This window comes from Sodalis sp. RH21 (assembly GCF_047324175.1).
In the GTDB taxonomy this organism is placed as follows: domain Bacteria; phylum Pseudomonadota; class Gammaproteobacteria; order Enterobacterales; family Enterobacteriaceae; genus Acerihabitans.
Window position 1 is genome coordinate 5459905 of record NZ_CP178732.1, and the last position, 26944, is coordinate 5486848.

At 55.4% G+C, this 26944-nt stretch carries 21 protein-coding genes, 1 tRNA gene and 3 rRNA genes; 4 read left to right on the plus strand and 21 right to left on the minus strand.

Features of this window, described 5'->3' with window-relative positions:
- The first annotated feature begins 121 nt into the window (after nucleotides 1-121).
- Genes ACL2XP_RS25215 through ACL2XP_RS25225 form a run of 3 tightly spaced genes read left to right on the plus strand, consistent with a single transcriptional unit; the run spans nucleotide 122 to nucleotide 3835 of the window.
- Nucleotides 122-1327 carry a M20 family metallopeptidase gene (locus tag ACL2XP_RS25215; RefSeq protein ID WP_413736170.1) on the plus strand — a complete coding sequence of 402 codons (1206 nt, stop codon included), beginning with the start codon at nucleotides 122-124 and terminating at the stop codon, nucleotides 1325-1327.
- Complete coding sequence (locus tag ACL2XP_RS25220; RefSeq protein WP_413739292.1) at nucleotides 1327-2133, plus strand: transporter substrate-binding domain-containing protein; 807 nt, start codon at nucleotides 1327-1329, stop codon at nucleotides 2131-2133. Before ACL2XP_RS25215 ends, ACL2XP_RS25220 begins: the two co-directional genes overlap by 1 nt.
- Nucleotides 2120-3835: a M28 family metallopeptidase gene (locus ACL2XP_RS25225; protein ID WP_413736171.1), complete on the plus strand. Its 1716-nt coding sequence runs from the start codon at nucleotides 2120-2122 to the stop codon at nucleotides 3833-3835. Before ACL2XP_RS25220 ends, ACL2XP_RS25225 begins: the two co-directional genes overlap by 14 nt.
- A gap of 46 nt (nucleotides 3836-3881) precedes the next feature.
- Here the strand turns inward: ACL2XP_RS25225 and rrf are convergent.
- From rrf to ubiD, 10 genes are all read right to left on the minus strand, one after another.
- Nucleotides 3882-3997, minus strand: a 5S ribosomal RNA gene (gene rrf, locus ACL2XP_RS25230).
- A gap of 206 nt (nucleotides 3998-4203) precedes the next feature.
- A 23S ribosomal RNA gene (locus ACL2XP_RS25235) occupies nucleotides 4204-7306 on the minus strand.
- A gap of 356 nt (nucleotides 7307-7662) precedes the next feature.
- Nucleotides 7663-7738, minus strand: a tRNA-Glu gene (locus ACL2XP_RS25240).
- Nucleotides 7739-8025: 287 nt separating this feature from the next.
- A 16S ribosomal RNA gene (locus ACL2XP_RS25245) occupies nucleotides 8026-9568 on the minus strand.
- Together the 16S, 23S and 5S rRNA genes with 1 tRNA gene alongside form the textbook arrangement of a ribosomal RNA operon.
- Before the next feature lie 375 nt (nucleotides 9569-9943).
- The gene (gene hemG / locus ACL2XP_RS25250; protein ID WP_413736172.1) at nucleotides 9944-10486 is read right to left on the minus strand and encodes a menaquinone-dependent protoporphyrinogen IX dehydrogenase; all 543 of its coding nucleotides are present in this window, start codon (nucleotides 10484-10486) and stop codon (nucleotides 9944-9946) included.
- 12 nt (nucleotides 10487-10498) lie between these two features.
- Nucleotides 10499-11950 carry a Trk system potassium transporter TrkH gene (gene trkH / locus ACL2XP_RS25255; RefSeq protein WP_413736173.1) on the minus strand — a complete coding sequence of 484 codons (1452 nt, stop codon included), beginning with the start codon at nucleotides 11948-11950 and terminating at the stop codon, nucleotides 10499-10501.
- A 50-nt stretch (nucleotides 11951-12000) separates the two neighbouring features.
- Nucleotides 12001-12612, minus strand: a complete 612-nt coding sequence (locus ACL2XP_RS25260; RefSeq protein WP_413736174.1) for an IMPACT family protein — start codon at nucleotides 12610-12612, stop codon at nucleotides 12001-12003.
- Nucleotides 12612-13943, minus strand: coding sequence for a Xaa-Pro dipeptidase (pepQ, locus tag ACL2XP_RS25265; RefSeq protein WP_413736175.1), 1332 nt, complete (start codon nucleotides 13941-13943; stop codon nucleotides 12612-12614). Before pepQ ends, ACL2XP_RS25260 begins: the two co-directional genes overlap by 1 nt.
- 129 nt (nucleotides 13944-14072) lie before the next feature.
- The gene (gene fre, locus ACL2XP_RS25270) at nucleotides 14073-14774 is read right to left on the minus strand and encodes an NAD(P)H-flavin reductase (RefSeq protein WP_413736176.1); all 702 of its coding nucleotides are present in this window, start codon (nucleotides 14772-14774) and stop codon (nucleotides 14073-14075) included.
- A gap of 51 nt (nucleotides 14775-14825) precedes the next feature.
- The gene (ubiD, locus tag ACL2XP_RS25275) at nucleotides 14826-16313 is read right to left on the minus strand and encodes a 4-hydroxy-3-polyprenylbenzoate decarboxylase (RefSeq protein ID WP_413736177.1); all 1488 of its coding nucleotides are present in this window, start codon (nucleotides 16311-16313) and stop codon (nucleotides 14826-14828) included.
- 199 nt (nucleotides 16314-16512) lie between these two features.
- On the opposite strand from ubiD, the gene rfaH reads away from it, so the two are divergent.
- Nucleotides 16513-17004, plus strand: coding sequence for a transcription/translation regulatory transformer protein RfaH (gene rfaH / locus ACL2XP_RS25280; protein WP_413736178.1), 492 nt, complete (start codon nucleotides 16513-16515; stop codon nucleotides 17002-17004).
- A gap of 59 nt (nucleotides 17005-17063) precedes the next feature.
- Here the strand turns inward: rfaH and hemB are convergent, their stop codons facing one another.
- From hemB to ACL2XP_RS25335, 11 genes are all read right to left on the minus strand, one after another.
- On the minus strand, nucleotides 17064-18086 hold the full coding sequence (hemB, locus tag ACL2XP_RS25285) for a porphobilinogen synthase (RefSeq protein WP_413736179.1): 1023 nt from the start codon (nucleotides 18084-18086) through the stop codon (nucleotides 17064-17066).
- A gap of 110 nt (nucleotides 18087-18196) precedes the next feature.
- Entirely contained in the window at nucleotides 18197-18970 is a 774-nt protein-coding gene (gene tatC / locus ACL2XP_RS25290) for a Sec-independent protein translocase subunit TatC (RefSeq protein ID WP_413736180.1), read from the minus strand.
- A 3-nt stretch (nucleotides 18971-18973) separates the two neighbouring features.
- A complete protein-coding gene (gene tatB, locus ACL2XP_RS25295; RefSeq protein WP_413736181.1) occupies nucleotides 18974-19540 on the minus strand; it encodes a Sec-independent protein translocase protein TatB in 567 nt (188 codons plus the stop codon).
- 3 nt (nucleotides 19541-19543) lie between these two features.
- Nucleotides 19544-19837: a twin-arginine translocase TatA/TatE family subunit gene (gene tatA, locus ACL2XP_RS25300; RefSeq protein WP_413736182.1), complete on the minus strand. Its 294-nt coding sequence runs from the start codon at nucleotides 19835-19837 to the stop codon at nucleotides 19544-19546.
- Nucleotides 19838-19897: 60 nt separating this feature from the next.
- Nucleotides 19898-21535 (minus strand): ubiquinone biosynthesis regulatory protein kinase UbiB, encoded by a 1638-nt coding sequence (ubiB, locus tag ACL2XP_RS25305; protein WP_413736183.1) that lies wholly within the window; start codon nucleotides 21533-21535, stop codon nucleotides 19898-19900.
- A complete protein-coding gene (ubiJ, locus tag ACL2XP_RS25310; protein ID WP_413736184.1) occupies nucleotides 21532-22137 on the minus strand; it encodes a ubiquinone biosynthesis protein UbiJ in 606 nt (201 codons plus the stop codon). The genes ubiB and ubiJ overlap by 4 nt, the downstream gene beginning before the upstream one ends.
- Nucleotides 22138-22149: 12 nt before the next feature.
- Nucleotides 22150-22908, minus strand: a complete 759-nt coding sequence (ubiE, locus tag ACL2XP_RS25315) for a bifunctional demethylmenaquinone methyltransferase/2-methoxy-6-polyprenyl-1,4-benzoquinol methylase UbiE (RefSeq protein WP_413736185.1) — start codon at nucleotides 22906-22908, stop codon at nucleotides 22150-22152.
- A gap of 75 nt (nucleotides 22909-22983) precedes the next feature.
- Entirely contained in the window at nucleotides 22984-24594 is a 1611-nt protein-coding gene (rmuC, locus tag ACL2XP_RS25320; RefSeq protein ID WP_413736186.1) for a DNA recombination protein RmuC, read from the minus strand.
- A 70-nt stretch (nucleotides 24595-24664) separates the two neighbouring features.
- On the minus strand, nucleotides 24665-25195 hold the full coding sequence (locus ACL2XP_RS25325) for a DedA family protein (RefSeq protein WP_413736187.1): 531 nt from the start codon (nucleotides 25193-25195) through the stop codon (nucleotides 24665-24667).
- A gap of 198 nt (nucleotides 25196-25393) precedes the next feature.
- On the minus strand, nucleotides 25394-26158 hold the full coding sequence (udp, locus tag ACL2XP_RS25330) for a uridine phosphorylase (protein WP_413736188.1): 765 nt from the start codon (nucleotides 26156-26158) through the stop codon (nucleotides 25394-25396).
- A 103-nt stretch (nucleotides 26159-26261) separates the two neighbouring features.
- Nucleotides 26262-26780, minus strand: coding sequence for a hypothetical protein (locus ACL2XP_RS25335; protein ID WP_413736189.1), 519 nt, complete (start codon nucleotides 26778-26780; stop codon nucleotides 26262-26264).
- Between the last annotated feature and the right edge of the window lie 164 nt (nucleotides 26781-26944).

Here is a 26944-nt window from a genome sequence, read left to right on the forward strand (position 1 = left end):
GGCCTAGCGGCTATAAAAACACTTAATTGGGATTACGCGCCGGAATCCTCTATATCTGACCTGTAAGCCGCGATATAGGACCTTAGCCGCACGGTGACAGGCACCAAAATAGGGATAAAGCATGAATCAACGCACCATTTTAGAGCAAAAGAATAAAATTATTTATGCCATTGATGATTTGGCGCCTGAATCCAAGCGCCTGGCGCTACAGATCCACGCCAATCCCGAACTCAGTTTTGCGGAAATACAGTCCGCCGCCGCCCTGGTCGCGCCTTTACGCGCGGCGGGTTTTCACATCGAGCAGCCCCTCGGCGGTTTGGCCACCGCGTTTCGCGCCACCTTTGACAGCGGCAGGCCCGGCCCGACCATAGCCTTGCTTGCGGAGTACGACGCATTGCCCGGCCTGGGCCACGGCTGCGGCCATAACCTGATCGGTACAGCGTCCATCACCGCCGCGCTGGCCCTTAAATCCGCTTTTACCGAACTAAACGGCCGCCTGCTGGTAGTCGGTACGCCGGCGGAGGAAGAGGGAGGCGGTAAAATCATTCTGGCCGACGGCGGCATTTTCGATAACGTGGATGCGGTGATGATGGTGCATCCGCGGGACAAAACCATGGTTAACCGCGGCGGTCTGGCCTGCGTGGATGCCATCTTCAAATTTTTTGGCAAAGCGTCGCACGCCGCCTCCGCGCCGCAAAAAGGCATTAGCGCGCTGGATGCGGTAATTCATACTTTTGTGGGTGTTAACGCGCTGCGCCAGTTTTTTACCGACGATGTGCGGGTGCACGGCATTATTACCGACGGCGGTAGCGCCGCCAATATCGTGCCGGCCTACGCCGAAGCAAAATTCCTGATGCGGGCCGCCACGGTCAAGGATCTGGCCCTGGTCAGGGAGAAGGTGTTTGCCGCCGCCCAGGGCGCCGCGGATATGAGCGGTGCGCGGCTTGAAATCGAACCGGGATTGACCTATGCCGAGCGCATTAATAACCAGGCGCTGGCCGCCGGTTTCCAGCGCAATCTGGAGCAACTGGGCATCGAGGTGTTTCCGGCGCCGGCGAATGGCGGCATTGGCTCCTCGGATATCGGTAATGTCAGCCAGATAGCGGCGGCGATCCATCCTTATATCCGTATCGGCGATGTTTTTCCGCATACCCCGGAGTTTGTCGAGGCGGCCCGTTCGCCGGCCGGGCTGGAGGGTATGGTGCTGGCGGCTAAAGGCCTGGCGATGACGGTAGTCGACCTGTGTCTGGATGATGCGTTATTGCATGCGGTGCGCGATGAATTTTCACGCTGGAAGCTCAGCACTCAAATACGGCAGGAGAAATAATAATGAAAAAATTCTGGGCACTGGCGATCGCGGGTTTGGCCATCGGTTGTTCCGCGGCGCAGGCGGCGGATGATACGATTCGGATTGGCGCCGACCTGACCTACCCGCCATTTCAATACCGCGAGGCCGACGGTACGCCGCGCGGCTTTGAGATCGATATTACCAATGCCGTTTGCCAGGCGATGTCGGTTAAATGCCAGTTTGTCGTCAGCAGTTTCGATGCGGAAATTCCTTCTTTGTTAGCGAAAAAAGTGGACGTGATTTCGCCGCTGGGCGCCACGGAAAAGCGCAGGAAAGCCATTGATTTCAGCGATTTTGTTTATCACATTCCCACCCGGCTGGTCATTCGCAAGGGCAGCAATCTGTTGCCCGAAGTTTCCTCTTTGCAAGGCAAACATATCGCGGTGCAGCAGGGGACCATCCAGGAAATGTTCGCCAATCAATTCTGGGCCGCGAAAGGGATCGATATCGTGCCCTATGCCGACCAGGATATGATTTACCAGGATCTGGCTGCGGGACGGCTGGATGGCGCATTAAGTCCCGCGGTGGCGGTCACGTTCGGATTCCTGAACAAACCCGAGGGGAAGGATTTTACGCTAGCCGGTCCTGAAGTACGCGACGATAAGTTGTTCAGCATCGGGTCGGCTTATGGTTTTCGCAAAGGCGATGACAAAATCAAAGCGTTGTTAAACGAAGGCCTGGCGAAAATCAAAGCGGATGGCACTTGGGAGAACATCAAAGAGCACTATTTTGGCGATATCGACCTGTCGGTTCACCAACCGGAGCAGGCGAATGCTGCGCACTGAGCTCGATTCTGACCAACTGCTGCCGCTGATGGACGATCTGCTGCGGCAGTTTTCGCGGCTGCACCGGTTATCCGGCAGCGCCGATGCCGAGCATTCCGCGCGTTATATCGTCGATTTGTTATATCGGCACGGTCTGGCGCCGCGGCTGGAACAATGTTCCCTGCTGCTGAGCAATCCGCTGTCCGGCGGCTTGCAATTGCCCGGCTATCCGGACTGGTCCTGCGAGGCCAAGACCCGTTCGTTTTCGGCCCATTGTCCCGAGGGTGCCGAAGGGGAGTTATTTTACGATGCGCGTTCGCTGGACGTCATCGCGGATATTCAATTGGCGCAATGGTCCGCCCAGGTGCGGGATAAAATTGTGATCGCCGATCAAGGATTTGAAGATTATGTCCAGCGTCTGGATGCCGCGGGCGCGCGGGGTCTGGTTCATATCTGGGGTTCCGCCGAGCCGGCGCTGCATGAGGAGACCGTCGGGCCAATCTGGGGCACGCCGGTGCCCGACGATCGTCGGCGTTATCCCCGTTTACCGGTTATTTCGCTTAATCAACAAGCGGGGCGGCAGCTCCTGGATCTGTGCGCCCAGCATTCCGGCGCGCCGATCGCCCGGATCTATACCGAGCTGGAAACGGGCGTGGCCACCTGTAGCCTGCCGGTAGTGGATATTCCGGGCAAAAGTTCCGAGTTCGTTTTGCTTTCTTCGCATTATGATTCCTGGCATGAGGGCGTCACCGATAACGCTACCGGTAATGCGTTATGCCTGGCTATGGCCGTCCATTTCCAGCAGTTGGCATCGGGTATGAAACGCGGTTTGCGCGTCGCCTGGTGGCCGGGACATTCCAATGCCCGTTACGGCGGTTCAACCTGGTATGCCGATCGTTATCGTCAGCAGTTGGGAGCGCAATGCGTGGCGCATATTAATGTTGATTCTCCCGGCTGCATGGATGCGCTGCAGGTAGTGGTTAATGCCAGCGGCGCTGAAGATACCACTTTCCTGCAACGGGCGGTTCAGCACGTTACGGGGCGGCCCGCGCAGCGGATTACGCCGTTGGGTAAAGGCGGCGATCAATCGTTTTGGGGCAGCGGGCTGCCGCTGCATTTTGCCTTGCGCGAGGAGCCGTTTGAGAAAAATTCTCTTTCGCCCGGTAGCGGCGGCGGCTGGTGGTGGCATACCGGGGAGGATACTTACGATAAAGTCAGTATGGAGATCCTGTGGCGTGATTGCCGGATCCATGAGTATTGGTTAAATGAGTTGTTGACCCTGACGGCGCTGCCGCTGGATCCGCTGCGCTATCGGGATCGGTTATGTGATGAGCTGCGCGATCTGCAGGCAATGTTGTATCCCGCGTTTGATCTGGCTCCGCTGCTGGATGCCATGGATGCATTGGCGGTGGATCTGCAGCAGGTGACCGCGCTGTGGCAAGATGATGCCTGCCGCTGGCAGGCCACGCTCAGGGAAGTGTTGGCGTTATGGCATCGTCTGCGTTATAGCTCCACCGATGATTTCCATTATGATCTTAGCTATCGCGGCGGCGCGTTTCCCGGTTTGCGGATTCTCACCGACAGTGCCGACGACAGTGCCGATCGGACGACGCCGGAAATGTTTTTGATGATGACGACGCAGTTTTATCGCCAGCGGGATAGGGCGTTGGATTTAATATCGCACAGCGCCCAGGTGCTTCGTTTGGCTTTGCTGTCGGTTTAGTAGATGAAAAAGCCCTCTGTTTTCACAGAGGGCTTATCAATTGGATGCCTGGCAGTTCCCTACTCTCGCATGGGGAGACCCCACACTACCATCGGCGCTACGGCGTTTCACTACTGAGTTCGGCATGGGGTCAGGTGGGACCACCGCGCTAGTGCCGCCAGGCAAATTTCTCGTCTCATCCTGAGACTCGCCCTGCGGGCCAGCGCTGTGCGCTGTACAAAATTGCTCCCGGCAATTTTGTCATTTCCCCTGTGCAAGGCCAACGCTCCGCGTTGTTGACAGCCCGTCCGTGTTTCGACCGGCTGCTGGTTATATCTTCCGTTACAAGCTGAAAATTCTTTCGTCTCTCTAAACATCTTAGGTGTTGTAAGGTTAAGCCTCACGGGTCATTAGTATCGGTTAGCTCAACGCATCGCTGCGCTTACACACCCGACCTATCAACGTCATCGTCTTTAACGTCCCTTCAGGTGACTTAAAGCCACAGGGAAGACTCATCTCGAGGCAAGTTTCCCGCTTAGATGCTTTCAGCGGTTATCTTTTCCGCACGTAGCTACCGGGCAATGCCATTGGCATGACAACCCGAACACCAGTGGTGCGTCCACTCCGGTCCTCTCGTACTAGGAGCAGCCCCTCTCAATCTTCCAACGCCCACGGCAGATAGGGACCGAACTGTCTCACGACGTTCTAAACCCAGCTCGCGTACCACTTTAAATGGCGAACAGCCATACCCTTGGGACCTACTTCAGCCCCAGGATGTGATGAGCCGACATCGAGGTGCCAAACACCGCCGTCGATATGAACTCTTGGGCGGTATCAGCCTGTTATCCCCGGAGTACCTTTTATCCGTTGAGCGATGGCCCTTCCATTCAGAACCACCGGATCACTAAGACCTGCTTTCGCACCTGCTCGAGCCGTCACTCTCACAGTCAAGCTAGCTTATGCCTTTGCACTAACCTCACGATGTCCGACCGTGATTAGCTAACCTTCGTGCTCCTCCGTTACTCTTTAGGAGGAGACCGCCCCAGTCAAACTACCCACCAGACACTGTCCTCGACCCGGATCACGGGCCGGAGTTAGAACATCAAACATTAAAGGGTGGTATTTCAAGGTTGGCTCCATGCAGACTGGCGTCCACACTTCAAAGCCTCCCACCTATCCTACACATCAAGGCTCAATGTTCAGTGTCAAGCTATAGTAAAGGTTCACGGGGTCTTTCCGTCTTGCCGCGGGTACACTGCATCTTCACAGCGAGTTCAATTTCACTGAGTCTCGGGTGGAGACAGCCTGGCCATCATTACGCCATTCGTGCAGGTCGGAACTTACCCGACAAGGAATTTCGCTACCTTAGGACCGTTATAGTTACGGCCGCCGTTTACCGGGGCTTCGATCAAGAGCTTCAGCTTGCGCTTAACCCCATCAATTAACCTTCCGGCACCGGGCAGGCGTCACACCGTATACGTCCACTTTCGTGTTTGCACAGTGCTGTGTTTTTAATAAACAGTTGCAGCCAGCTGGTATCTGCGACTGGCTTCGGCTCGGGGAGCATGTCCCTCCACCTAATGCCAGCGTGCCTTCTCCCGAAGTTACGGCACCATTTTGCCTAGTTCCTTCACCCGAGTTCTCTCAAGCGCCTTGGTATTCTCTACCTGACCACCTGTGTCGGTTTGGGGTACGATTCGATGTGACCTGGAGCTTAGAGGCTTTTCCTGGAAGCGTAGCATCAATTCCTTCACCACCGTAGTGGCTCGTCGTCACGCCTCAGTGTTGAATAAAAGAGCGGATTTACCTGCTCTTTCCACCTTCACGCTTGAACCGGGACAACCGTCGCCCGGCGAACCTAGCTTTCTCCGTCCCCCCTTCGCAGTCACACCCAGTACAGGAATATTAACCTGTTTCCCATCGACTACGCCTTTCGGCCTCGCCTTAGGGGTCGACTCACCCTGCTCCGATTAACGTTGAACAGGAACCCTTGGTCTTCCGGCGAGCGGGCTTTTCACCCGCTTTATCGTTACTTATGTCAGCATTCGCACTTCTGATACCTCCAGCAGCCCTCACAGGCCACCTTCGCAGGCTTACAGAACGCTCCCCTACCCAACGGACGTATCCTTAAAACACCTTAACGCCTGGCTGCGCAACCTCACGGCCGTGTTACTCCGGTGCTCGAAATCCTCATGGACAGACAGTCCACTCCGGTTTCTGCGCGCCGGGCGCCTTGCCCTGAACTTGCTCGCTCAGTCTTACCGCTGTAATAGTTGCCTGGACGTCTATTACCCGCGTTTAAGCATTTTAAGTGATACGTCCGCTGCCGCAGCTTCGGTGCATGGTTTAGCCCCGTTACATCTTCCGCGCAGGCCGACTCGACCAGTGAGCTATTACGCTTTCTTTAAATGATGGCTGCTTCTAAGCCAACATCCTGGCTGTCTATGCCTTCCCACATCGTTTCCCACTTAACCATGACTTTGGGACCTTAGCTGGCGGTCTGGGTTGTTTCCCTCTTCACGACGGACGTTAGCACCCGCCGTGTGTCTCCCGTGGTAACATTCTTCGGTATTCGCAGTTTGCATCGGGTTGGTAATCCGGGGTGGACCCCTAGCCGAAACAGTGCTCTACCCCCGAAGATGAATTCACGAGGCGCTACCTAAATAGCTTTCGGGGAGAACCAGCTATCTCCCGGTTTGATTGGCCTTTCACCCCCAGCCACAAGTCATCCGCTAATTTTTCAACATTAGTCGGTTCGGTCCTCCAGTTAGTGTTACCCAACCTTCAACCTGCCCATGGCTAGATCACCGGGTTTCGGGTCTATACCCTGCAACTTGACGCCCAGTTAAGACTCGGTTTCCCTACGGCTCCCCTAAACGGTTAACCTTGCTACAGAATATAAGTCGCTGACCCATTATACAAAAGGTACGCAGTCACCCTGATAAATCAAGGCTCCCACTGCTTGTACGTACACGGTTTCAGGTTCTGTTTCACTCCCCTCGCCGGGGTTCTTTTCGCCTTTCCCTCACGGTACTGGTTCACTATCGGTCAGTCAGGAGTATTTAGCCTTGGAGGATGGTCCCCCCATCTTCAGACAGGATATCACGTGTCCCGCCCTACTCATCGAGCTCACAGCCATTGCACCTTCGGATACGGGGCTATCACCCTGTGTTGCCGGACTTTCCAGACCGTTCTCCTGATGCAAAAGCTGATGGTGACTCTGGGCTGTTCCCCGTTCGCTCGCCGCTACTGGGGGAATCTCGGTTGATTTCTTTTCCTCAAGGTACTGAGATGTTTCAGTTCCCTCGGTTCGCCTCGATACGCTATGGATTCACGTAACGATAGTGCAACGAATTGCACTGGGTTTCCCCATTCGGACATCGCCGGCTGATAGCGCTTCATATCAGCTCACCGGCGCATTTCGCGGATTAGCACGTCCTTCATCGCCTCTGACTGCCTAGGCATCCACCGTGTACGCTTAGTCACTTAACCTCACAACCCTAAGATGTCTTCGAAATGGCGGCGAAAGGCCCCTGCCGGTGTTGCGCGGTGCTCGTCATGCTCATGGACATCAAGTCCACTGCGCTGACTGCGCGCCGGGCGCCTTGGCCGGTGCTTTCTCGCTCATTCCTCAACACGGCCATCATCGACACGATGACCTGTTTAGGTGTGTTTATTTGAGAGACTCGCATACTGATTTTGCTCAGCATGGTATTTCAAATTTTCAGCTTGTTCCGGATTGTTAAAGAGCAGTATTTCGCAGCATACTCGCACGTTTTCACGCGTAAATGTGCTCTGAAATGATCAGACAATGAGTAATGGTCTGGGTGACAGTTCGTAAGGCGGTTTGGCGTCCCCTAGGGGGTTCGAACCCCTGTTACCGCCGTGAAAGGGCAGTGTCCTAGGCCACTAGACGAAGGGGACACGGAAAATGCATGCAACGCACCGCGTTGCTTTTCCGTGTAAGGCGAAACTTTCATTAATGAAAGTAAGCGACCTTTTTCTAGCTGAACAACGCATCGCGTTGCTCACCTATTGCAGGCCACACCTTACACTTACGGCGCACATCAGCGACCCTTTTCTAGCCGAACAACGCATCGCGTTGCTCTCCTACTGTCAGGCGACGCCTCACGTACAAAACCATACGTTCTGTTGCTCAATACAGTTATCAGACAATCTGTGTGGACACGTCACAATAAGGTATCTTTCGGTAAGGAGGTGATCCAACCGCAGGTTCCCCTACGGTTACCTTGTTACGACTTCACCCCAGTCATGAATCACAAAGTGGTAAGCGCCCTCCCGAAGGTTAAGCTACCTACTTCTTTTGCAACCCACTCCCATGGTGTGACGGGCGGTGTGTACAAGGCCCGGGAACGTATTCACCGTGGCATTCTGATCCACGATTACTAGCGATTCCGACTTCATGGAGTCGAGTTGCAGACTCCAATCCGGACTACGACGCACTTTGTGAGGTCCGCTTACTCTCGCGAGTTCGCTTCTCTTTGTATGCGCCATTGTAGCACGTGTGTAGCCCTACTCGTAAGGGCCATGATGACTTGACGTCATCCCCACCTTCCTCCGGTTTGTCACCGGCAGTCTCCTTTGAGTTCCCACCATTACGTGCTGGCAACAAAGGATAAGGGTTGCGCTCGTTGCGGGACTTAACCCAACATTTCACAACACGAGCTGACGACAGCCATGCAGCACCTGTCTCAGAGCTCCCGAAGGCACATTCGCATCTCTGCAAACTTCTCTGGATGTCAAGAGTAGGTAAGGTTCTTCGCGTTGCATCGAATTAAACCACATGCTCCACCGCTTGTGCGGGCCCCCGTCAATTCATTTGAGTTTTAACCTTGCGGCCGTACTCCCCAGGCGGTCGATTTAACGCGTTAGCTCCGAAAGCCACGGCTCAAGGCCACAACCTTCAAATCGACATCGTTTACAGCGTGGACTACCAGGGTATCTAATCCTGTTTGCTCCCCACGCTTTCGTACCTGAGCGTCAGTCTTCGTCCAGGGGGCCGCCTTCGCCACCGGTATTCCTCCAGATCTCTACGCATTTCACCGCTACACCTGGAATTCTACCCCCCTCTACGAGACTCTAGCCTGCCAGTTTCAAATGCAGTTCCCGGGTTAAGCCCGGGGATTTCACATCTGACTTAACAGACCGCCTGCGTACGCTTTACGCCCAGTAATTCCGATTAACGCTCGCACCCTCCGTATTACCGCGGCTGCTGGCACGGAGTTAGCCGGTGCTTCTTCTGCGAGTAACGTCAATGATAGGCGCTATTAACCCCTACCCCTTCCTCCTCGCTGAAAGTGCTTTACAACCCGAAGGCCTTCTTCACACACGCGGCATGGCTGCATCAGGGTTTCCCCCATTGTGCAATATTCCCCACTGCTGCCTCCCGTAGGAGTCTGGACCGTGTCTCAGTTCCAGTGTGGCTGGTCATCCTCTCAGACCAGCTAGGGATCGTCGCCTAGGTGAGCCATTACCTCACCTACTAGCTAATCCCATCTGGGTTCATCCGATGGCGTGAGGCCCGAAGGTCCCCCACTTTGGTCTTGCGACGTTATGCGGTATTAGCTACCGTTTCCAGTAGTTATCCCCCACCATCAGGCAGATCCCCAGACATTACTCACCCGTCCGCCGCTCGCCGGCAAAGTAGCAAGCTACTTCCCGCTGCCGCTCGACTTGCATGTGTTAGGCCTGCCGCCAGCGTTCAATCTGAGCCATGATCAAACTCTTCAATTAAAAGCTTGATGCTCAAAGATTGTCATACTGTTAATCTTTTGAATTACCGTATGTCACTCTTCAAGACTTGGTATTGTTGTGTTTCGATACCGTCTTGTGAGTGCCCACACAGATTGTCTGATAAATTGTTAAAGAGCATGGCCAGCGTGATGTAAAACTCACCTGGCGCGGGTTGCGTATATTACGCTTTCCCGTTGAAGAGTCAAGCATTTATTTGCTTCACCGAAGCGCTTTCCCCTTGCCGACCCGGCGTCGCGTTAGCGTTTGTTCCCGGTCAGTGGAGGCGCATTATAGGGAATTAATGAGGCGTGACAAGCGCTAATTACATATTTTCGTTTGATCGGTTTTTTTTTCGACAACCTGACGCTATCCCCGTCACTTACCGGCGGTTTTGCTGGTTAAAGCGTCAAAATCCCTGGCAAAGGCGCTAACCTGATGCCAGTCGGTATATTCAACATCTTTGGTGCTATCGGTCTCGCCGCCGGTCATGCGCATGATCAGTTGAATCATGATGCGATCGAACCAGCGATATTGCGGATAGCGCAGCGCGCCGGCAAACACCGCGCAGCGATCCGGCCGCCAGGGAGAGGCGGCGAGAAACTTACGCGTATAGGCATTGGTTTCCGGCGTGCGTTTATCCGCTTTGCGCGCCGTCAGGTTAACCGCGAAAAACGCGCTGGGCACGGTATCGAGCCACTGGAGATGACGTTTGATAAAGGCATGCAGCTCGGCGGCGAAATGCCCATAGCGGATGGCCGCGCCAATCAGCACCCGATCGTAACGTTGCAGGTCACATTCCCCGGCCTGGCCCAAATCCACCACGTCGCACGAACCCTCGTCACTGAGTTGATTGGCAATGGACCGGGCGATTTTGCGCGTTTGTCCGTCTCGGCTGGAATAAAGAATCAGCGTTTGCATAACCATCCTATGTTACTCGCGCCAGAAGGTCGGCGTGAACAGAACCAATAAGGTGAAAACTTCCAGGCGCCCGAACAGCATGGTCAAAATCAATATCCATTTAGCCGCGGCATTCATCGACGAAAAATTCTCCGCCACCACCCCCAACCCCGGCCCAAGGTTATTCAGCGTGGCGGTGACGGCAGCAAACGCGGAAAAATTATCGACGCCCGTGGCGATAATGGCCAGCATACTGACGATAAAGACTAATACATAGGCGGAAAAAAATCCCCATACCGCTTCCAGGATGCGCTCCGGTAACGCCCGGTTGCCGAGCTTGATGGTATAGACGGCATTGGGGTGAACCAGTCGTTTCAGCTCACGGGAACCCTGCAGATAAAGCAGCAGGATGCGGATGACTTTCAGGCCGCCGCCGGTAGAGCCGGCGCAGCCGCCGATAAACGCGGAGCATAATAATAAGATAGGCAAGAATAGAGGCCAGCGGGCGATGCTATCGGTAGTGAAGCCGGCGGTGGTGGCCATGGAAACGACCTGGAAAAACGCCTGGTTGATGGTTTGCAGGCTGCTTTGATAGACATTATAGCGCCATAAAATCAGGGTGCAGACCAGCACCAGCGCGAACTGCACGGTGATGTACATCCTGAATTCCGGATCGCGCCAATAAACCCGCAGGTTGTGCCCGCTCAGCACCGCAAAATGCAAACCGTAATTACAGCCGGAAATCAGCAGGAACACCGCCACGATAGTATTAATCATCGGGCTATTGAAATAGCCGATGCTGGCGTCATGGGTCGAGAAACCGCCCAGGGCAATGGTGGAAAAACTGTGGCTGATGGCATCGAACACCGACATGCCCGCTCCCCATAGCGCCAGGGCGCAGGCAATGGTGAGGGTGAGATAAATCAGCCATAAGGTTTTTGCGGTTTCGGCGATGCGCGGGCGCATTTTGTTATCTTTTAGCGGCCCGGGCATTTCGGCGCGATAGAGCTGCATTCCGCCAACGCCAAGAATAGGCAAAATCGCCACCGCCAGCACGATAATCCCCATGCCGCCGAACCATTGGAGCATCTGGCGGTAAAACAAAATGGCTTTAGGCAGGCTATCAAGCCCCACCAAAGAGGTGGCGCCAGTGGTGGTCAGGGCGGAAAAGGATTCAAAAAAGGCGTCGGTTACCGACAAATCGGGATGATCGGCAAACAAAAACGGCAGCGCCCCGACGCTCCCCAGCACCGTCCAGAACAACACCACAATCAGAAAACCTTCCCTGGGCTTAAGCTCGTTTTTCTGTTGGCGGTTCGGCAGCCAAAGCACCAGGCCAATCAGCAGGGCGAAGAAAAAGGTCTGGGTAAAAGCGCTGCCGGCACCATCCCGATAGATCAACGCCACCAGGCCGGGAATAATCATGGTCCCGGAGAACAGGATGACGAGCAGACCGACAATGCGGGTTATGGCGCGAAAATGCATTTCAGCACGATCCTTAATATTTTATATAACTGTAGCCGGGGATGGGATAATTATGGAACGGGCGTTAACTGCAATGCGCCGCGACTGAGAGCGCGCAGCTTTTCGGCGGCCAGCGCGATCCGGTCAAACGGGATAACCACCTTGAGTATAATGGATTCACCATAATCGCCCTGCACTATCCGGCCTTCGGTCTGTTTGACCACCGTTTCAACCCATGCCTGTTGCTCATAACCGCATAACACTACAAATTGCACCAGCGGGATTTTCTCCACGCGCTCGGCCAGCTTTAGCGCCTGTTGCACCCCGCCGCCATAAGCTTTAACCAGCCCGCCGGTGCCGAGCTGTATCCCGCCGTAGTAGCGCACCACCACCGCGGTAACCTCGCCGAGTCCCGAACCCATTAATTGCGCCAGCATGGGTTTGCCGGCGGTGCCGGAGGGCTCCCCGTCATCGGAGCAGCCAAGCTGTTGAGAGTCCTGGGGAAAACCGGCCACGCAGGCCCAGCAATGGTGCGCCGCCGCGGGATGCCGCTCGCGGCTTTGCTGGACAAACGCCTTGGCCGCGTCCATTCCCCGCGTGTGGGCCAATAGGGTAATAAAGCGGCTTTTTTTGATCTCCAGCGACGCCGTGACCGGCGCCGCGGGCACAAAATAGGCTTGCATTATGCCAGTTTCAGATCGCGTGTCATATTTTCGATCTGCTTATCTTTGATAACGATGTTATCTTCGATACGAATACCGCCATAGGGTTTGAACATCTCGATGCGCTGCCAGTTGAAGTGCCGGCCAAGGGCGTGCTCGCGCCATGGGGCCAGCAGCGACTCGATAAAGTAGAGCCCTGGCTCGATGGTCATTACCATGCGCGGCTGCATGACACGGGTACAGCGCAGGTAAGGGTAAAGTGCGGGAGCCGCCAGGCGGGTGCCTTTATCGTCCTGCAAAAAGCCGCCGGCATCATGTACCTGGAGCCCAAGCGGATGCCCCAGGCCATGGGGCAGGAACGGGCCGGTAATATTTTCGGCCACCATGGCTTCTTCAGTGATGCCGGACACGATGCCGTATTTGTTCAACAGCTTGGCGATGCGCCGGTGCATCTGGATATGGTACTCAATATAATTAACGCCGGTTTCGATGGTGCCGATCAGGGCCTGCTGTTCAGCGTTCATATCGGCAACCAATTCGGCGAATTCGGCGTCTTTATGCGCCGCATAGGTACGGGTAAGGTCCGCCGCGTAGCCATTGTATTCGGTACCGGCATCGATCAAAAAGCTGCGCGCTTCCTCGGGAGCAAGATGATCGAGTTTGGTATAGTGTAATACCGACGCATGCTCATTGAGGGCGATGATATTGCCGTATGGCACGTCAAAGTCGCGATGGCCGGTAGCGGACAGGTAGGCAAGGTTGATATCGAACTCGCTCATACCGGAGCGGAAAGCTTCTTGCGCGGCCCGATGGCCCGTAACCGCGGATTTTTGCGCTTCCCGCATGCACGCCAGTTCATAATCGGTTTTATAAGCGCGATGGTAATGCAAAAAGTCCAGCACCGGTTGGGGATTGATCCGTTCCGCCGCCAGGCCAAGGCTTTTCGCCCGCGCCGCGCCGGACCCCAGATATGCCACCCGATCGCGCGCCGCCGGCAATAATGGGCCGATCTGGTCAGGTTGGCTAATGGGGATGATGTCGATATAGGGGGTCCAAAAACTTTCCGGCAGCGGCTCCACGCTATACCAGTAATCCACCGGCGCGTAAAACCAGAGTTTGGGTTTGTTGATGCCGTCAACCCATAACCAGCAGTGGGGCACGTTGGTTACCGGCAGCCAGGCTTTGAACTGGGGATTAACTTTAAAAGGGTAATCACAATCATCCAGGAACGCCGTAATGGGTTCGCCGGAGTGAATCAGCAAAGCATCCAGTTTTTGCCGGGCGAGCACCTCGCGCGCGCGCAGTTGCAATGTCGCGAGATGATCCTGATAAAGAGTAGAAAAAGATTCCATGATCTGACCTTATTATACCGCTGAATTGTCGCCATCTTAGCATAGCGCCCGGACGGGAACAGCGTAAACAGCGATGAATAAAGGCCGGGCATGGCCCCGCTTTAGGCGGGGTGACGCTTGCGCCCGGGGTCAGATAAAGGCAAACGCATCGCCGAAAATACGATCCGGCAAGGCATCGCGCTCGGCGCAAAAACGCTCGCGGGCGATTTTAGCCATTTCGAAGCGACCGGCGATATAAATATCGTAGTTTTCCAAGGAGCCGTAATCCTGCAGCACCGCGCTGAGCACCGTGCCGGTTCTGCCCTGCCACACATCGTCCGGTTGTTCGACCACCGGCACTACCTTAAGACGGGGATGCCGTAGCGTCAGGGTTTCCAGCTCGCCCAAATCGTATAAATGCTGTAATTCCCTGCCGCCCCAATAAATGGCCACGTCCCGCTCCGGCTGATTCGCCAATACGGTCAGCAAAATGGAACGCGCATAGGAAAAACCGGTGCCGCCGGCTATCAGCACTATCGGCCGGTCGGTATCGTCTCGCAGCCAGGCTTCGCCGTGGGGGATATCAACCGTGATTTCACGATCTTTCAAGATACGGTCCATGACCGCCATCGCGTACAAATTAAGCTCGGAAGCCCCGATATGCAGCTCGATGATCGTGTTTTCCTTTGGGGTCGATGCCAGGGAAAAGGGGCGTTTATCGCGTTCATCCATCACTACCATCAGATACTGACCGGCGCGAAAACTAAAAGCCGCTTCCGGGACCAAACATACCCGATATACCGTATCGGTGATGGCTTCCACGGAAGTGACCTTACAGGTCAATGTTGTCATGCATTCCCTCTGTCGGGCTGTTAAGCAAAACGGAATAGAGAGCCAGGGATATCACAGCCCTTTACCGCTATCTTTGAATATGGCCAAATCGTCCCAGATAGCATCAACGCGCGCGCTCACCCCTTCATCCATTTCAATGGGGGTTCCCCACTCGCGCTGTGTTTCTCCCGGCCATTTATTGGTGGCGTCCATTCCCATTTTGGAACCCAAACCGGAAACCGGCGAGGCAAAATCCAGATAGTCTATCGGTGTATTTTCCATTAGCACCGTATCGCGCACAGGGTCCATCCGGGTAGTGATAGCCCAAATGACGTCTTTCCAATCGCGCGCGTTGATATCATCATCGCATACGATGACAAATTTGGTATACATGAATTGACGCAAGAATGACCATACTCCCATCATGACCCGTTTGGCATGCCCCGGATACTGCTTCTTGATGGTCACCACCGCCAGCCGATAGGAGCAGCCTTCGGGAGGCAGATAAAAATCGACGATTTCCGGGAACTGCTTTTGCAGGATCGGCACGAACACTTCGTTAAGCGCCACGCCCATGACCGCGGGTTCATCCGGCGGCCGGCCGGTATAAGTGGAGTGATAGATGGCATCCCGGCGCTGGGTAATATGCGTTATGGTAAATACCGGGAATTCATCCACCTCGTTGTAATAGCCGGTATGATCGCCATAAGGCCCTTCGGTGGCCGTTTCACCAGGCTCAAGATAACCTTCCAGCACGATTTCGGCGCTGGCGGGAACCTCGAGATCGCAGGAAATGCACTTTACCACCTCGGTTTTATAACCGCGTAATAACCCGGCGAAAGCATATTCGGACAAACTATCGGGCACCGGCGTGACCGCGGCCAGGATGGTCGCCGGATCGGCCCCGAGCGCCACCGCCACCGGGAAGCGCGCCCCCGGATTCGCCTGCTGCCACTCCTGGTAATCCAGCGCGCCGCCGCGGTGGGACAACCAGCGCATGATGACTTTATTTTTCCCCAAAACCTGCTGGCGATAAATGCCCAGATTCTGGCGCTCTTTATGCGGACCGCGGGTAACCGTAAGGCCCCAGGTAATGAGCGGCGCGACGTCGCCCGGCCAGCAGTGCATGATGGGTATCCGGCTCAGGTCGACGTCTTTGCCCTGCCAAATCTGCTCCTGGCACGGGGCGGAGCTCAGCCGTTTGGTGGGCATATTCATTACTTGCCGGAATTTGGGCGCTTTATCGAGCAAATCGCGAAACCCTTTTGGCGGCTCCGGCTCTTTCAGGAATGCCAGCAGCTTGCCCACGTCCCTCAGCGACGAGACGCTCTCCTGGCCCATGCCCAAGGCCACCCGTCCCGGGGTACCGAACAAATTGCACAGCACCGGCATGTCATAACCTTTAGGATGTTCGAATAGCAGCGCCGGGCCGCCGGCACGCAGCGTGCGATCGGCGATTTCCGTCATTTCCAAATAGGGGTCTATGGGCAGGGTTATCCGTTTTAATTCCCCTCGCTGTTCCAGCAAGGAGAGGAAATCGCGCAAGTCTCGATATTTCATAGCGTCATCAGGTGCCAGGTTATCAATGCATTATAAAGGCTGTTTATCAGCCATGCCGCCCTTTTGTCAAAGTTCCCGGCAAATTTACCGTTTTTTTTACGGCGCTTCCCTTATACAATTATACAATATCCGGGTGGCGCTATTTATCCCCCAAGGCTTTTGATATGCTGAGTTACCGGTTAAATGGGTATATTAGATTATGGAAGCATGGTATTTACTGTATTGTAAACGCGGTCAAATGATGCGCGCGAAAGATCATCTGGAAAGACAGGCGGTTGCCTGCCTGAGCCCGATGGTGACCCTGGAAAAAATTGTCCGGGGCAAGCGTACCGCCATCAATGAACCTCTGTTTCCCAATTATCTGTTTATCGAGTTTGATCCGGAACGCATCCATACCACCACCATCAGCGCTACCAGGGGCGTGAGCCATTTCGTTCGTTTCGGCAATCTGCCGGTCACCATTGCGCCGGATGTGATTGAAGAACTGCGCGATCATGTCTATGAAGGCGTGACCGATCCCCAAACCCCGCAGGTCGGCGACCGGGTCATCATTACCGACGGCGTATTCGAGGGCCTTGAGGCGATTTACACCGAACCCGACGGTGAAGCCCGCTCGATGCTGCTGCTTAATTTCCTCAACAAACAGGTTTGCCAAAGCCTGAACAACCGTCAATTCCAAAAGGTGCAGTAACCTTTTTTGGAATAGGGGCCGGGCGGCGCCGGCTTGACGGGCCGCCGCCGTACAAACCGCTAGCAGCCCCGCATATGGTCGTCGTGCAGCCATTGCGCCACGCGTTTGGAGAAGTAGGTCAAGATGCCGTCCGCTCCGGCGCGTTTAAAGCACAGCAGCGATTCCATAACGGCCGGTTTTTCCTGCAACCATCCGTTTTGAATCGCCGCCATATGCATGGCATATTCACCGGAGACCTGGTAAGCAAAGGTCGGGACGCCAAAAGTCTCTTTAACCCGGTGAATCATATCCAGATAAGGCATTCCCGGCTTCACCATCACCATATCGGCGCCTTCTTGTAAATCCTGCGCCACTTCCTGTAACGCTTCATTGCTGTTGGCCGGGTCCATTTGGTAGGTTTTTTTATCGCCGCCTTTCAGATTGGCGGTCGAGCCCACCGCATCGCGGAACGGGCCGTAATAGCAGGACGCATATTTGGCTGAATAAGCCATGATCTGATTATTGACCAGCCCCTGTTGTTCAAACTTTTGCCGTATGGCGCCGATACGTCCGTCCATCATATCGCTGGGAGCGACAATTTCCGCGCCCGCTTCGGCATGACACAGCGCCTGGCGAACCAGTATTTCTTTGGTCACCTCATTAATGACATAACCCTGGTCGTCAATAATGCCGTCCTGCCCGTGGGTGGTGTAAGGGTCCAGGGCCACGTCGGTGAGTAACCCCAGCTCCGGCACAGCGTCTTTTAGCGCGCGGATGGTGCGGGGGATCAAGCCTTCCGGGTTATAGGCCTCTTCCGCCAGCAGCGATTTATACGGGGCTTCGATCACCGGAAACAGCGACAGCACCGGCACGCCCAATGTGGCTACCGCCTCCGCTTCTTTAATCAGCAAATCGAGGGTCATGCGATAGACCCCGGGCATGGACGGCACTTCCAGCCGCTGTTGTTTGCCTTCCATTACGAATACGGGATAGATCAGGTCATTGACCGTCAGTCGGTTTTCCGCCACCAGCCGCCGGCTGAAATCATAACGGCGAACCCGGCGCAGGCGGCGATGGGGATACATGCCAAAAACATTGCTCATAGTGCTTTCTCCTGGATAACGCCGTCCGTTGATATGGCGGCGTTTATATTATTGTCTTGTTACCAAAACGAAGAACCGCCCTGAAGGCGGTTCTGGCAACGACGGCGCGCTTAATCCATACCTTTGGGATCTTCGGTATCTTCCTTATCCTGCTGGTCCCGGCGGCCCTTGCCCACATAAAACCGGGCGAAGAACAGCCCGATTTCAAACAGCAGGTACATGGGGATCGCCAGTAATGTCTGGGAAAACACATCGGGAGGGGTAAGCAGCATACCCACCACGAAAGCGCCGACCAGCACATAGGGCCGTTTTTTCTTCAAACCTTCGGGCGTGACCACGCCGGTCCAGCACAACAGCACAATGGCTATCGGCACCTGGAACGACACCCCGAACGCCATGAATAACGCCATGACGAAATCGAGGTAATTGTTGATGTCGGTGGCTATCAGCACTCCGCGCGGCGCGGTTTGGGCAAAGAAGCTAAAGGCCAGCGGAAAGACGATAAAATACGCAAAGGCCATGCCCGCATAAAACAGCAGCGTGCTGGAGAACAGCAGCGGCATCATCAGCCGCCGCTCGTGCTTATACAGCGCCGGCGCGATAAAGGCCCAGATCTGGTAGAGCAACAACGGCGCGGACACGAACACCGAAACGATGATGGTTAATTTGATGGGCGTGAAAAACGGCGACGCCACATCGGTTGCGATCATACTGGCACCCGCCGGCAGATGTTTAATCAAAGGTGCCGAAACAATCTGGTAGATGTCATTAGCGAAATAGACCAGCGCCAGGAACACCAGCAACACACTAAGAATGCAATTTAATAATCGCTTACGCAGCTCAATCAAATGGCTGATAAGCGGTTGGGTATCTTCAACGGCCATGTTTTAGCGATCATTATGTAAAGTAGGGGGAGGAGTCGCCGCGGTTTGCTCCGGCGCCGGCCTGGTAGTCACTGGTGGTTCCTGGGGAGCCGGTGGTTCCTGTGGTACATGGGATTCCTGCGGGACATCGGCGGCGGCTACCGGCTGCGGCGCCATGGGCGGCGCTTCAGCCTGGCTGGCGCCGTCCGCCGGCGTTACGCCGTCATGGAAGGCCTCGGGATCGGTAATCAGCGGATTATGGATCGTTTCATGGGGCTGCTCATCGGGAACCATTTTGCTATTGAAACTTTTTTTCATGGAATCCGCCGCTTCGCGCAGCTCCTCCATCGAGGCTTTGAGCTCCGGCGACAGATTATCCTTGCTGGCCTGCTCCACCTTTTTCAAGCTGTCTTGCAGCTCCTGGAGTTTTAGCTCCTGGCTCAGTTCATTTTGCACCGTTGACGCCAGCGCGCGCAGCGCCTTAATCCAGCCGACCACGGTTCTTACCGCCACCGGTAAACGCTCTGGGCCAAGAACCACCAGGCCGATGACAAACACCAGCGCCAGCTCACCAAATCCAATGTCGAACACGGCTTATACCTGCTTGTCGTCTTTATTTATCGGCTCTTCCGGCTGGGATTGAGGTTGAGGCTGAGGAGGCTGCTGCGGTTTCTCGGCCAGAGGCTGGGGCTTAACTGTGAAGTCCGCGTCCTGCCCGCTTTTTTCCGCCGGCGGCGTGGTGGGTTTATCATCATCGTTCATGGCTTTTTTAAAGCCCTTGATGGACGCGCCCAAATCCGAACCCATGCCGCGCAGCTTATTAGTGCCGAACAGTAATACCACGATGACTGCGATGATTAATAATTGCCAGATACTGATGCCGCCCATGATTTCACCTCTATTTAGGGGTTAATTCGCGTTACCGGCGCTATGCCGGACGCGCAATAATTACGCAGTGCGTTTCCAGCCAACGATCCAGCTTACAATGCCGGCAGCCATTAACCAGGCGGGGAATGATGACACCTCGTTCCCCAATGATAATAAAAATGTACCGCAGAGCAACAGGGTTGCGCCGATACCAAACAAAAACCGCGCCTGCCCTTGCCGCACATGCTGGACCTTTAGCTCAACGGTAAGCTTGTCCACGCTCTTTTGCAGTGATTTATGATTCTTGAAATTGTCATAAATCAGTTCGGGCAGCTCGGGAAGTTTCTCAGCCCAGAATGGGGCTTTTTCCTTGAGGGCCCGCAAAATGGCCGGGATGCCTACCTGATCTTTAATCCAGGTTTCCAGGAAAGGTTTAGCCGTCTTCCAGAGATCCAGCTGCGGGTAGAGCTGCCGGCCAATCCCTTCGATATACAACAGCGTTTTTTGCAGCAATACCAGTTGCGGCTGTACTTCCATATTAAAGCGCCGGGCGGTATTGAACAGGTTTAACAATACGTGGCCAAAGGAGATATCCGCCAGGGGCTTCTCGAAAATAGGTTCACATACAGTGCGTATGGCAAACTCAAAGTCCTCCACGTTGGTATCGGGGGGCACCCAACCCGAATCCACATGCAGCTCCGCCACTTTACGATAATCGCGATTGAAAAAGGCGATGAAATTCTCGGCCAGGTAGCGTTTATCTTCTTTATTCAGCGATCCGACGATGCCGCAGTCAATACCGATATATTGCGGATTCTCAGGGTGCTCAAAACTGACGAAGATATTCCCCGGATGCATGTCCGCATGAAAAAAACTATCACGAAACACCTGGGTAAAGAAGAGCTGGACGCCGCGTTCCGCTAATAATTTCATATTGGTGCCCTGTTTTTCCAACGCCGCCACGTCGGAAACCGGCACACCATAGATCCGCTCCATGACCATCATGGTTTCGCTACAGTAATCGGGATAAACCTCGGGAATATAAAGCATCGGGCTGTTATCGAAATTACGCCGCAGCTGAATGCAATTCGCCGCTTCCCGCAGCAGGTTCAGTTCATCGAGCAGGGTTTTTTCATATTCGAGCACCACTTCCACCGGACGCAAACGGCGGCCATCCGGGAGCAGGCGCGGCAGCCAGCTGGCCAGGCGGTACATTAACCGCATATCGGCTTTAATCAACGGCATGATGTCCGGGCGGATCACTTTGATCACCACCTCTTTACCGTTCTCTTTCAGCCGGGCGGTATGGACCTGGGCGATGGACGCGGATGCCAGCGCCACCTGGTCGAAATCATCGAACCAGGCTTCCAGGGGCTGGCCCATGGCTTTTTCGATATGCTGGCGCGCCAGGGCGCCGTCAAAGGGCCTGACCCGATCCTGCAACATCGCCAATTGGTCGGCAATGACCGGGGGGAACAGGTCGCGCCGGGTGGATAACATCTGGCCGAACTTAATCCATACCGGTCCCAGATCCTGCAGCGCCAGGCGCAGCCTGACGCCCAAATCTTCGTCCATATGCTGGTTGGGCATCCAGAAAAAGAGCTTGCGCCCGAGGCGCAGCGGCAGGGTCAAGCGGATCTTGGGGATCAGCTCATCCAGGCCGTAGCTCAGTAATACCCGCAAAATGCTATAGAGGCGGCCTATCTCTCCCACAATCATCGGCTCTGCTCCAAGTTATCCAGGCGAGCCGCCAGGGTTGTTCCGGCCCGGTCTATCGCGTCCACTTCTTCACTAAACCAGGCCAGTTCAAGGGCCGAAGGTGACAAACGCCACTCTTCGCTCACCACCTGGCCCAGACGGGTTTGATGCTCACGCAGGCCGCGTTGCAGTCCCTGAACATGAGCATGCAATTTTTGCGTCACGCCTTCGGCGACGATATCGCCCAGGTAGGGCGCCAGAATTTCCGCCGGGTCAACCTCCGCCATATCGAGCAGGGCGGCAAACTGCTGCACCACCTGCAAATCCCCTTCGACGTCCAAATCGCCCCGCTTGATTAATGCCGCAAGCTGCTGGCGCCGGCGCAGCGCCGGCAACGCCGAAAAATGGGTTTTCAGCGTACAATCCGCCGGGCCATCCCATGCGGTGAGCACATCGATCTGCGCGTCGCCGAATATCAGGATCGCCGGGCTATCCAGCTCCGCCAGTTCCACGCGCAGAATTTTGCCCTTAAGCCGCTGGCGCGCCGGTTTCATCGACCGGTCCTGATAAAGCAAGCGGTTGAGCGCCGTTTCCAGCGCGGCGGTAACCAATAACATCAACATGTCATTTCCCGATCAGAACTTGTATCCGCGATGCAGGGCAACGATACCTCCGGTCATATTAAAGTACTCGGCGGTATCAAAACCGGCATCCAGCATCATGGCTTTAAGGGTTTCCTGGTCAGGATGCATGCGGATGGATTCGGCCAGATAGCGATAACTGCCCGCATCGCGCGCCACCATCTCGCCGATGCGCGGCAGAACGTGGAAGGAATAGAGATCGTAGGCTTTGTTCAACGGCTTGAACAACGGGGTGGAAAATTCCAGAATCAGCAGACGGCCGCCCGGTTTCAAGACGCGGTACATGGAACGCAGCGCCTGCTCTTTTTCTGTGACGTTGCGCAAGCCGAACGAGATAGTGATGCAATCAAAGGTATCGTCCGGGAACGGCAGCGCTTCGGCGTTGGCCTGTACATACCGCACATTGCCGATAATGCCTTTATTGCGCAGTTTTTCGCGCCCGACCTTTAACATCGAATCATTGATATCGGCCAGCACCACCTCGCCTTCTTCGCCCACCATGCGGGAGAATTTCGCGGTCAGGTCGCCGGTGCCGCCGGCCAAATCCAGCACTTTCTGGCCGCGGCGCACGCCGCTGCAATGAATGGCAAAACGTTTCCAGAGACGATGGATGCCAAACGACATCAGGTCATTCATGAGATCGTATTTTGCCGCGACGGAATGAAAGACATCCGCCACCATGACCGCTTTCTCGTCTTTAGCCACGGTGCGAAAGCCAAAATGGGTCGTTTCACGCTTGTCTTCATCTGCCATGTTTTTTTGCCCTGCTTTATCAGTTATCAGAGAAGTGTAACAGAAGCGCGCTGAAAGCCCCACTTCGGGCCAAGCTCACCGCAGCGGATATCCTTCCGGCGCCCGTTGCGAAGTGTCCCCCAGCAGGGCGTCGTCGTCAACCGACAGCGGGTATTCATCCGCGCCCTGCTCCGCATCGTGCCCGGTGGCCGGGAAAGCGGACTCATCGGCGTCCTGGTCCCGGCCGGGCCGATCGGTATAGGGGAGATCGCGTGCCTGCCCCGCCAGGGTGGGATTGATGGGACGTTTGATTTCCACGCCCAGCGCCCGGAACCCTTCCGCCTGGCTGATGATATTGCCCCGGCCCTCGGCCAATTTATTCATGGCCAGCCGGTAACCGGCTTGGGCTTTATCAAGGCTCTGGCCGATGGCCGTCATATCGTCGACAAACAGGCGCATCTTGTCGTACAACCGCGCCGCCCGGTCGGCGATATGCTCGGCATTGCGGCTCTGATGCTCGTAGCGCCACAGGTTGTTGATGGTGCGTAGCGCCACCAGCAAGGTGGTCGGGCTGACCAGCATGATATTGAGCTTCAGCGCTTCGCCGATCAGCTCAGGCTGCCGATCGATTGCCAGCATAAAGGCCGGTTCAATGGGGATAAACATCAACACATAATCCAGCGAGCGTAAACCGGGTAATTGTTGGTAATCTTTTCTGCCCAGCAATCGCATATGTCCGCGCAGCGAATTGATATGCTCCAGCAGCGCCGATTGCCGCTCGCCGTCATCCTCGCTGTTGAAAAAACGTTCGTAGGCCACCAGCGACATTTTGGCATCGATGACCACATCTTTACCTTGGGGCAAACGCACGATCACGTCTGGCTGCATGCGATGGCCGGCATCGACCTGGATATTCACCTGGGTCTGGTACTCATGCCCTTCCCGCAGGCCGGACGCCTCAAGCACCCGGCTCAGGACCACCTCGCCCCAGTTGCCCTGGGTCTTATTATCGCCTTTCAGCGCACGGGTCAGGTTAACCGCCTCGCGTGCCATCTCTGCATTGAGCTGCTGAAGATTGCGGATTTCATGGGTCAGCGTGTGCCGCTCGCGCGCTTCCTGGCCAAAACTGTCCTGAACCTGGCGGCGAAAACCGTCCAACTGCTCGCGCAGCGGCGCCAGCAGCAGATCCAGGCTCTGCCGGTTCAGTTCGTCCACTTTGCGCCCGCTTTGCTCGAAAATCCGGTTGGCCAGATTTTCAAACTGGGCGATCAGCCGCTGCTCGCTATTGACCAGCAGGCGCTGTTTTTCCTCAGCGCCCAGGCGGGTTTCCTCCAGGCGAATGGTCACCTCGCGCAGTTCCGCTTCCTGCGCGCTGTTGACCTCGCGCTGCGCCCGCAGTTCCTGGTTCAACTGCTCGCATTCATCGCGCCAATGCGCCAGCGGCGTGAGCCGCTCTTCGGCGGTGGCCAGGCGGGCATAGAGCTCGCGCATTTCCCGTTCACCGGCCCGGAGCTGCTGCTCGCATTGGCGGTAAGCCGTTTGCGTACGCTCCAGTTCTTGTTGCGCCGATGCCAATGCCTGGGCCTGTAAACGCAGCTCGGCCTGGTTGTGCCCTTGCTGCTTCTGGTGCCTGACGCCGGCGATGAGCAGGCCAAGCAACGCGCCTATGGCGGCCCCGCCGACCGCGTAAAACAGGCTGAAATCCATATTACCTCCGCCCAATACAATTCTGATAGCCACGGTAAGGGGGAACTGTATAGATGTCCAGCGCGTTTTATCAGCCGATAAGGCGGGCGATCCATTGCATGCCAAATGCGCCGGGGGCCAGCAGGCCAAAGGCCCAGACCGCCGCCGATCCCAAATTTGCCAGTTGGAAATAAAGCGCAGGCATGCCGCAGATCCCGGCTACCAGGGGTACTACGGCGCGCAACGGTCCGAAAAAACGGCCGAAAAACGCACCGGCGATCCCCCAGCGGTCGAAAAACGCATGGCCGCTGATCAGCATGTTAGGGTGCTTGGTGAACGGCCAGATATGCACCAGGCGCTGTTGATAGTGATGTCCCACCCAATAGGAAAGCCAGTCGCCAAAAAAACCGCCGGCCACCGCCGATGCATAAATAGGCCAGAAGGCGATACCGGTCTCGCCGATTAATGCGCCCAGGGCCAGCAGGATAACGGTGGCGGGCAATAACAGGGAGAGGAAAGCCAGCGACTCGCCAAAGGCGAGGGCAAAGACCAGGGGCATCGCCCAGATTTGATGCAGACGAACAAATTCAGTGGTATGGACAATGATTTCATCTAATGACAAGGCATCTCCCTTGACGTAATGCTGAGGGCTACCGAACCAAGCCGGTAAAGGGAAGGATGCGGACTATGATGCCATTTAACTGATTTTGCAGATTAAACCAAAACCCAACGACCGGGACATTTTCCCGGCCGCAGGCGCAATTTTCCAGCGGCAGGCGCGCTTATCCGGCGATTGGGCCTTGGCGGCAGCCGGCGCGCGTCATGCCAACAGTTGGCGGGCGGCTGCCACCGCCAGGGCCACCGCGACGCTTTCAGTTTGTTGCATGGTTGCAGCGCTGGGGATTTCCTGTTGGGTGCGATTGACGATTACCCCCGCCACCATGCCCGCCCGCAGTCCCTGGGTGGCGCACATGGTCAGCAAAGTAGCGGATTCCATTTCATAATTCATGACGCCCAGTTCCTGCCATTCCTGCATGGAGCCTTTAAACCGTTTAACCACGCGTCCAGAGTAAGTGTCATAGCGCTCCTGCCCCGGATAAAAGGTATCCGACGATGCGGTAATACCGACGTGGACCCTGGCGCCGGCTTTATCGGCCGCAGCCACCAGCGCGGTGGTACAGGCGAAATCCGCCACCGCCGGATATTCCAGCGGCGCGAAATGCAGGCTGGCGCCGTCCAGGCGAACCGCGGCGGTGGTCACTAACACATCGCCGACATTGATATGGGGTTGAATCGCGCCGGTGGTGCCCACCCGCAAAAAGGTGCGTATCCCCAACTGCGCCAGTTCTTCCACGGCGATCGAAGTAGACGGACCGCCAATGCCGGTTGAGCAGACGATAACGGCTTTCCCGGCCAGTTCGGCGCGCCAGGTAGTAAATTCACGGTGCGTGGCCAGATGTACCGGTTTTTCCATCAGGCGGGCTATTTTCTCTACCCGCTGCGGGTCCCCGGGAACAATAGCCAGCGTGGCGCCCTGTAAATCGGAATGGGTCAGGCCAAGGTGAAAAACATCGGATGTGGACATGGCAGATACCTCTAAAAAGAAGATGTTAGTACGCATATAATTCTCTATTATCTCTTTTTCACCTACCATTGTCCCGGCGAGAGTTCACAATCAGCGGTTAACGCTAAGAGGCGGATAAATCATGAAATAAATGCTTTATCTTTTCATTATCCCGCACTGTCTCGATCAAGCTTCTCAAGACCTCCACCGGCGTCATGTTCCCTCCATCATCAATAATTTTCCTTAACCAGGTATCCAGTATCGGCAAGCCCTGATCTTTTAACAGCCACAGGACTTCGGAAACCAGCGTGGCTATCCCGTGCTGCGCAATTTGGACGCCCAAGGTAAGCACCGCCCCCACATTGGTTATCTTGCCGCCGATGCCCAACACATATCCCAGGGTATTGCCCACCGCTTTCAGGCCGACCACGAGTTTACCGGGTCCTGCGATGTCGACTATTTTCGCCGCCGCCCCGGCAACCGCGCCGAAGACCGACGGGGTGGCCGACGAACCCGACTCCGGGCTATTTTTCACCGTGCTGAAATTGGCGGATAACTTGTTATTGCCCGATTCATATTTTACTTCATTTACCTTCTGGCCTATTATTCTGGCGGACATGAAATTACTGGCTGGTATATTCATGGTATTTCTCCCGTATCATACGTCTCATGAAAAATGTTATGCGTTACAGTTTCAACATAGCTATTAATGTTTCCTATTAATAGTTTACTAACTATAAAAAAAAGAAATTACAGTTGTTCGCATATTTAATGCGTACCTAATCATTAATGAAAATCATTAATGCG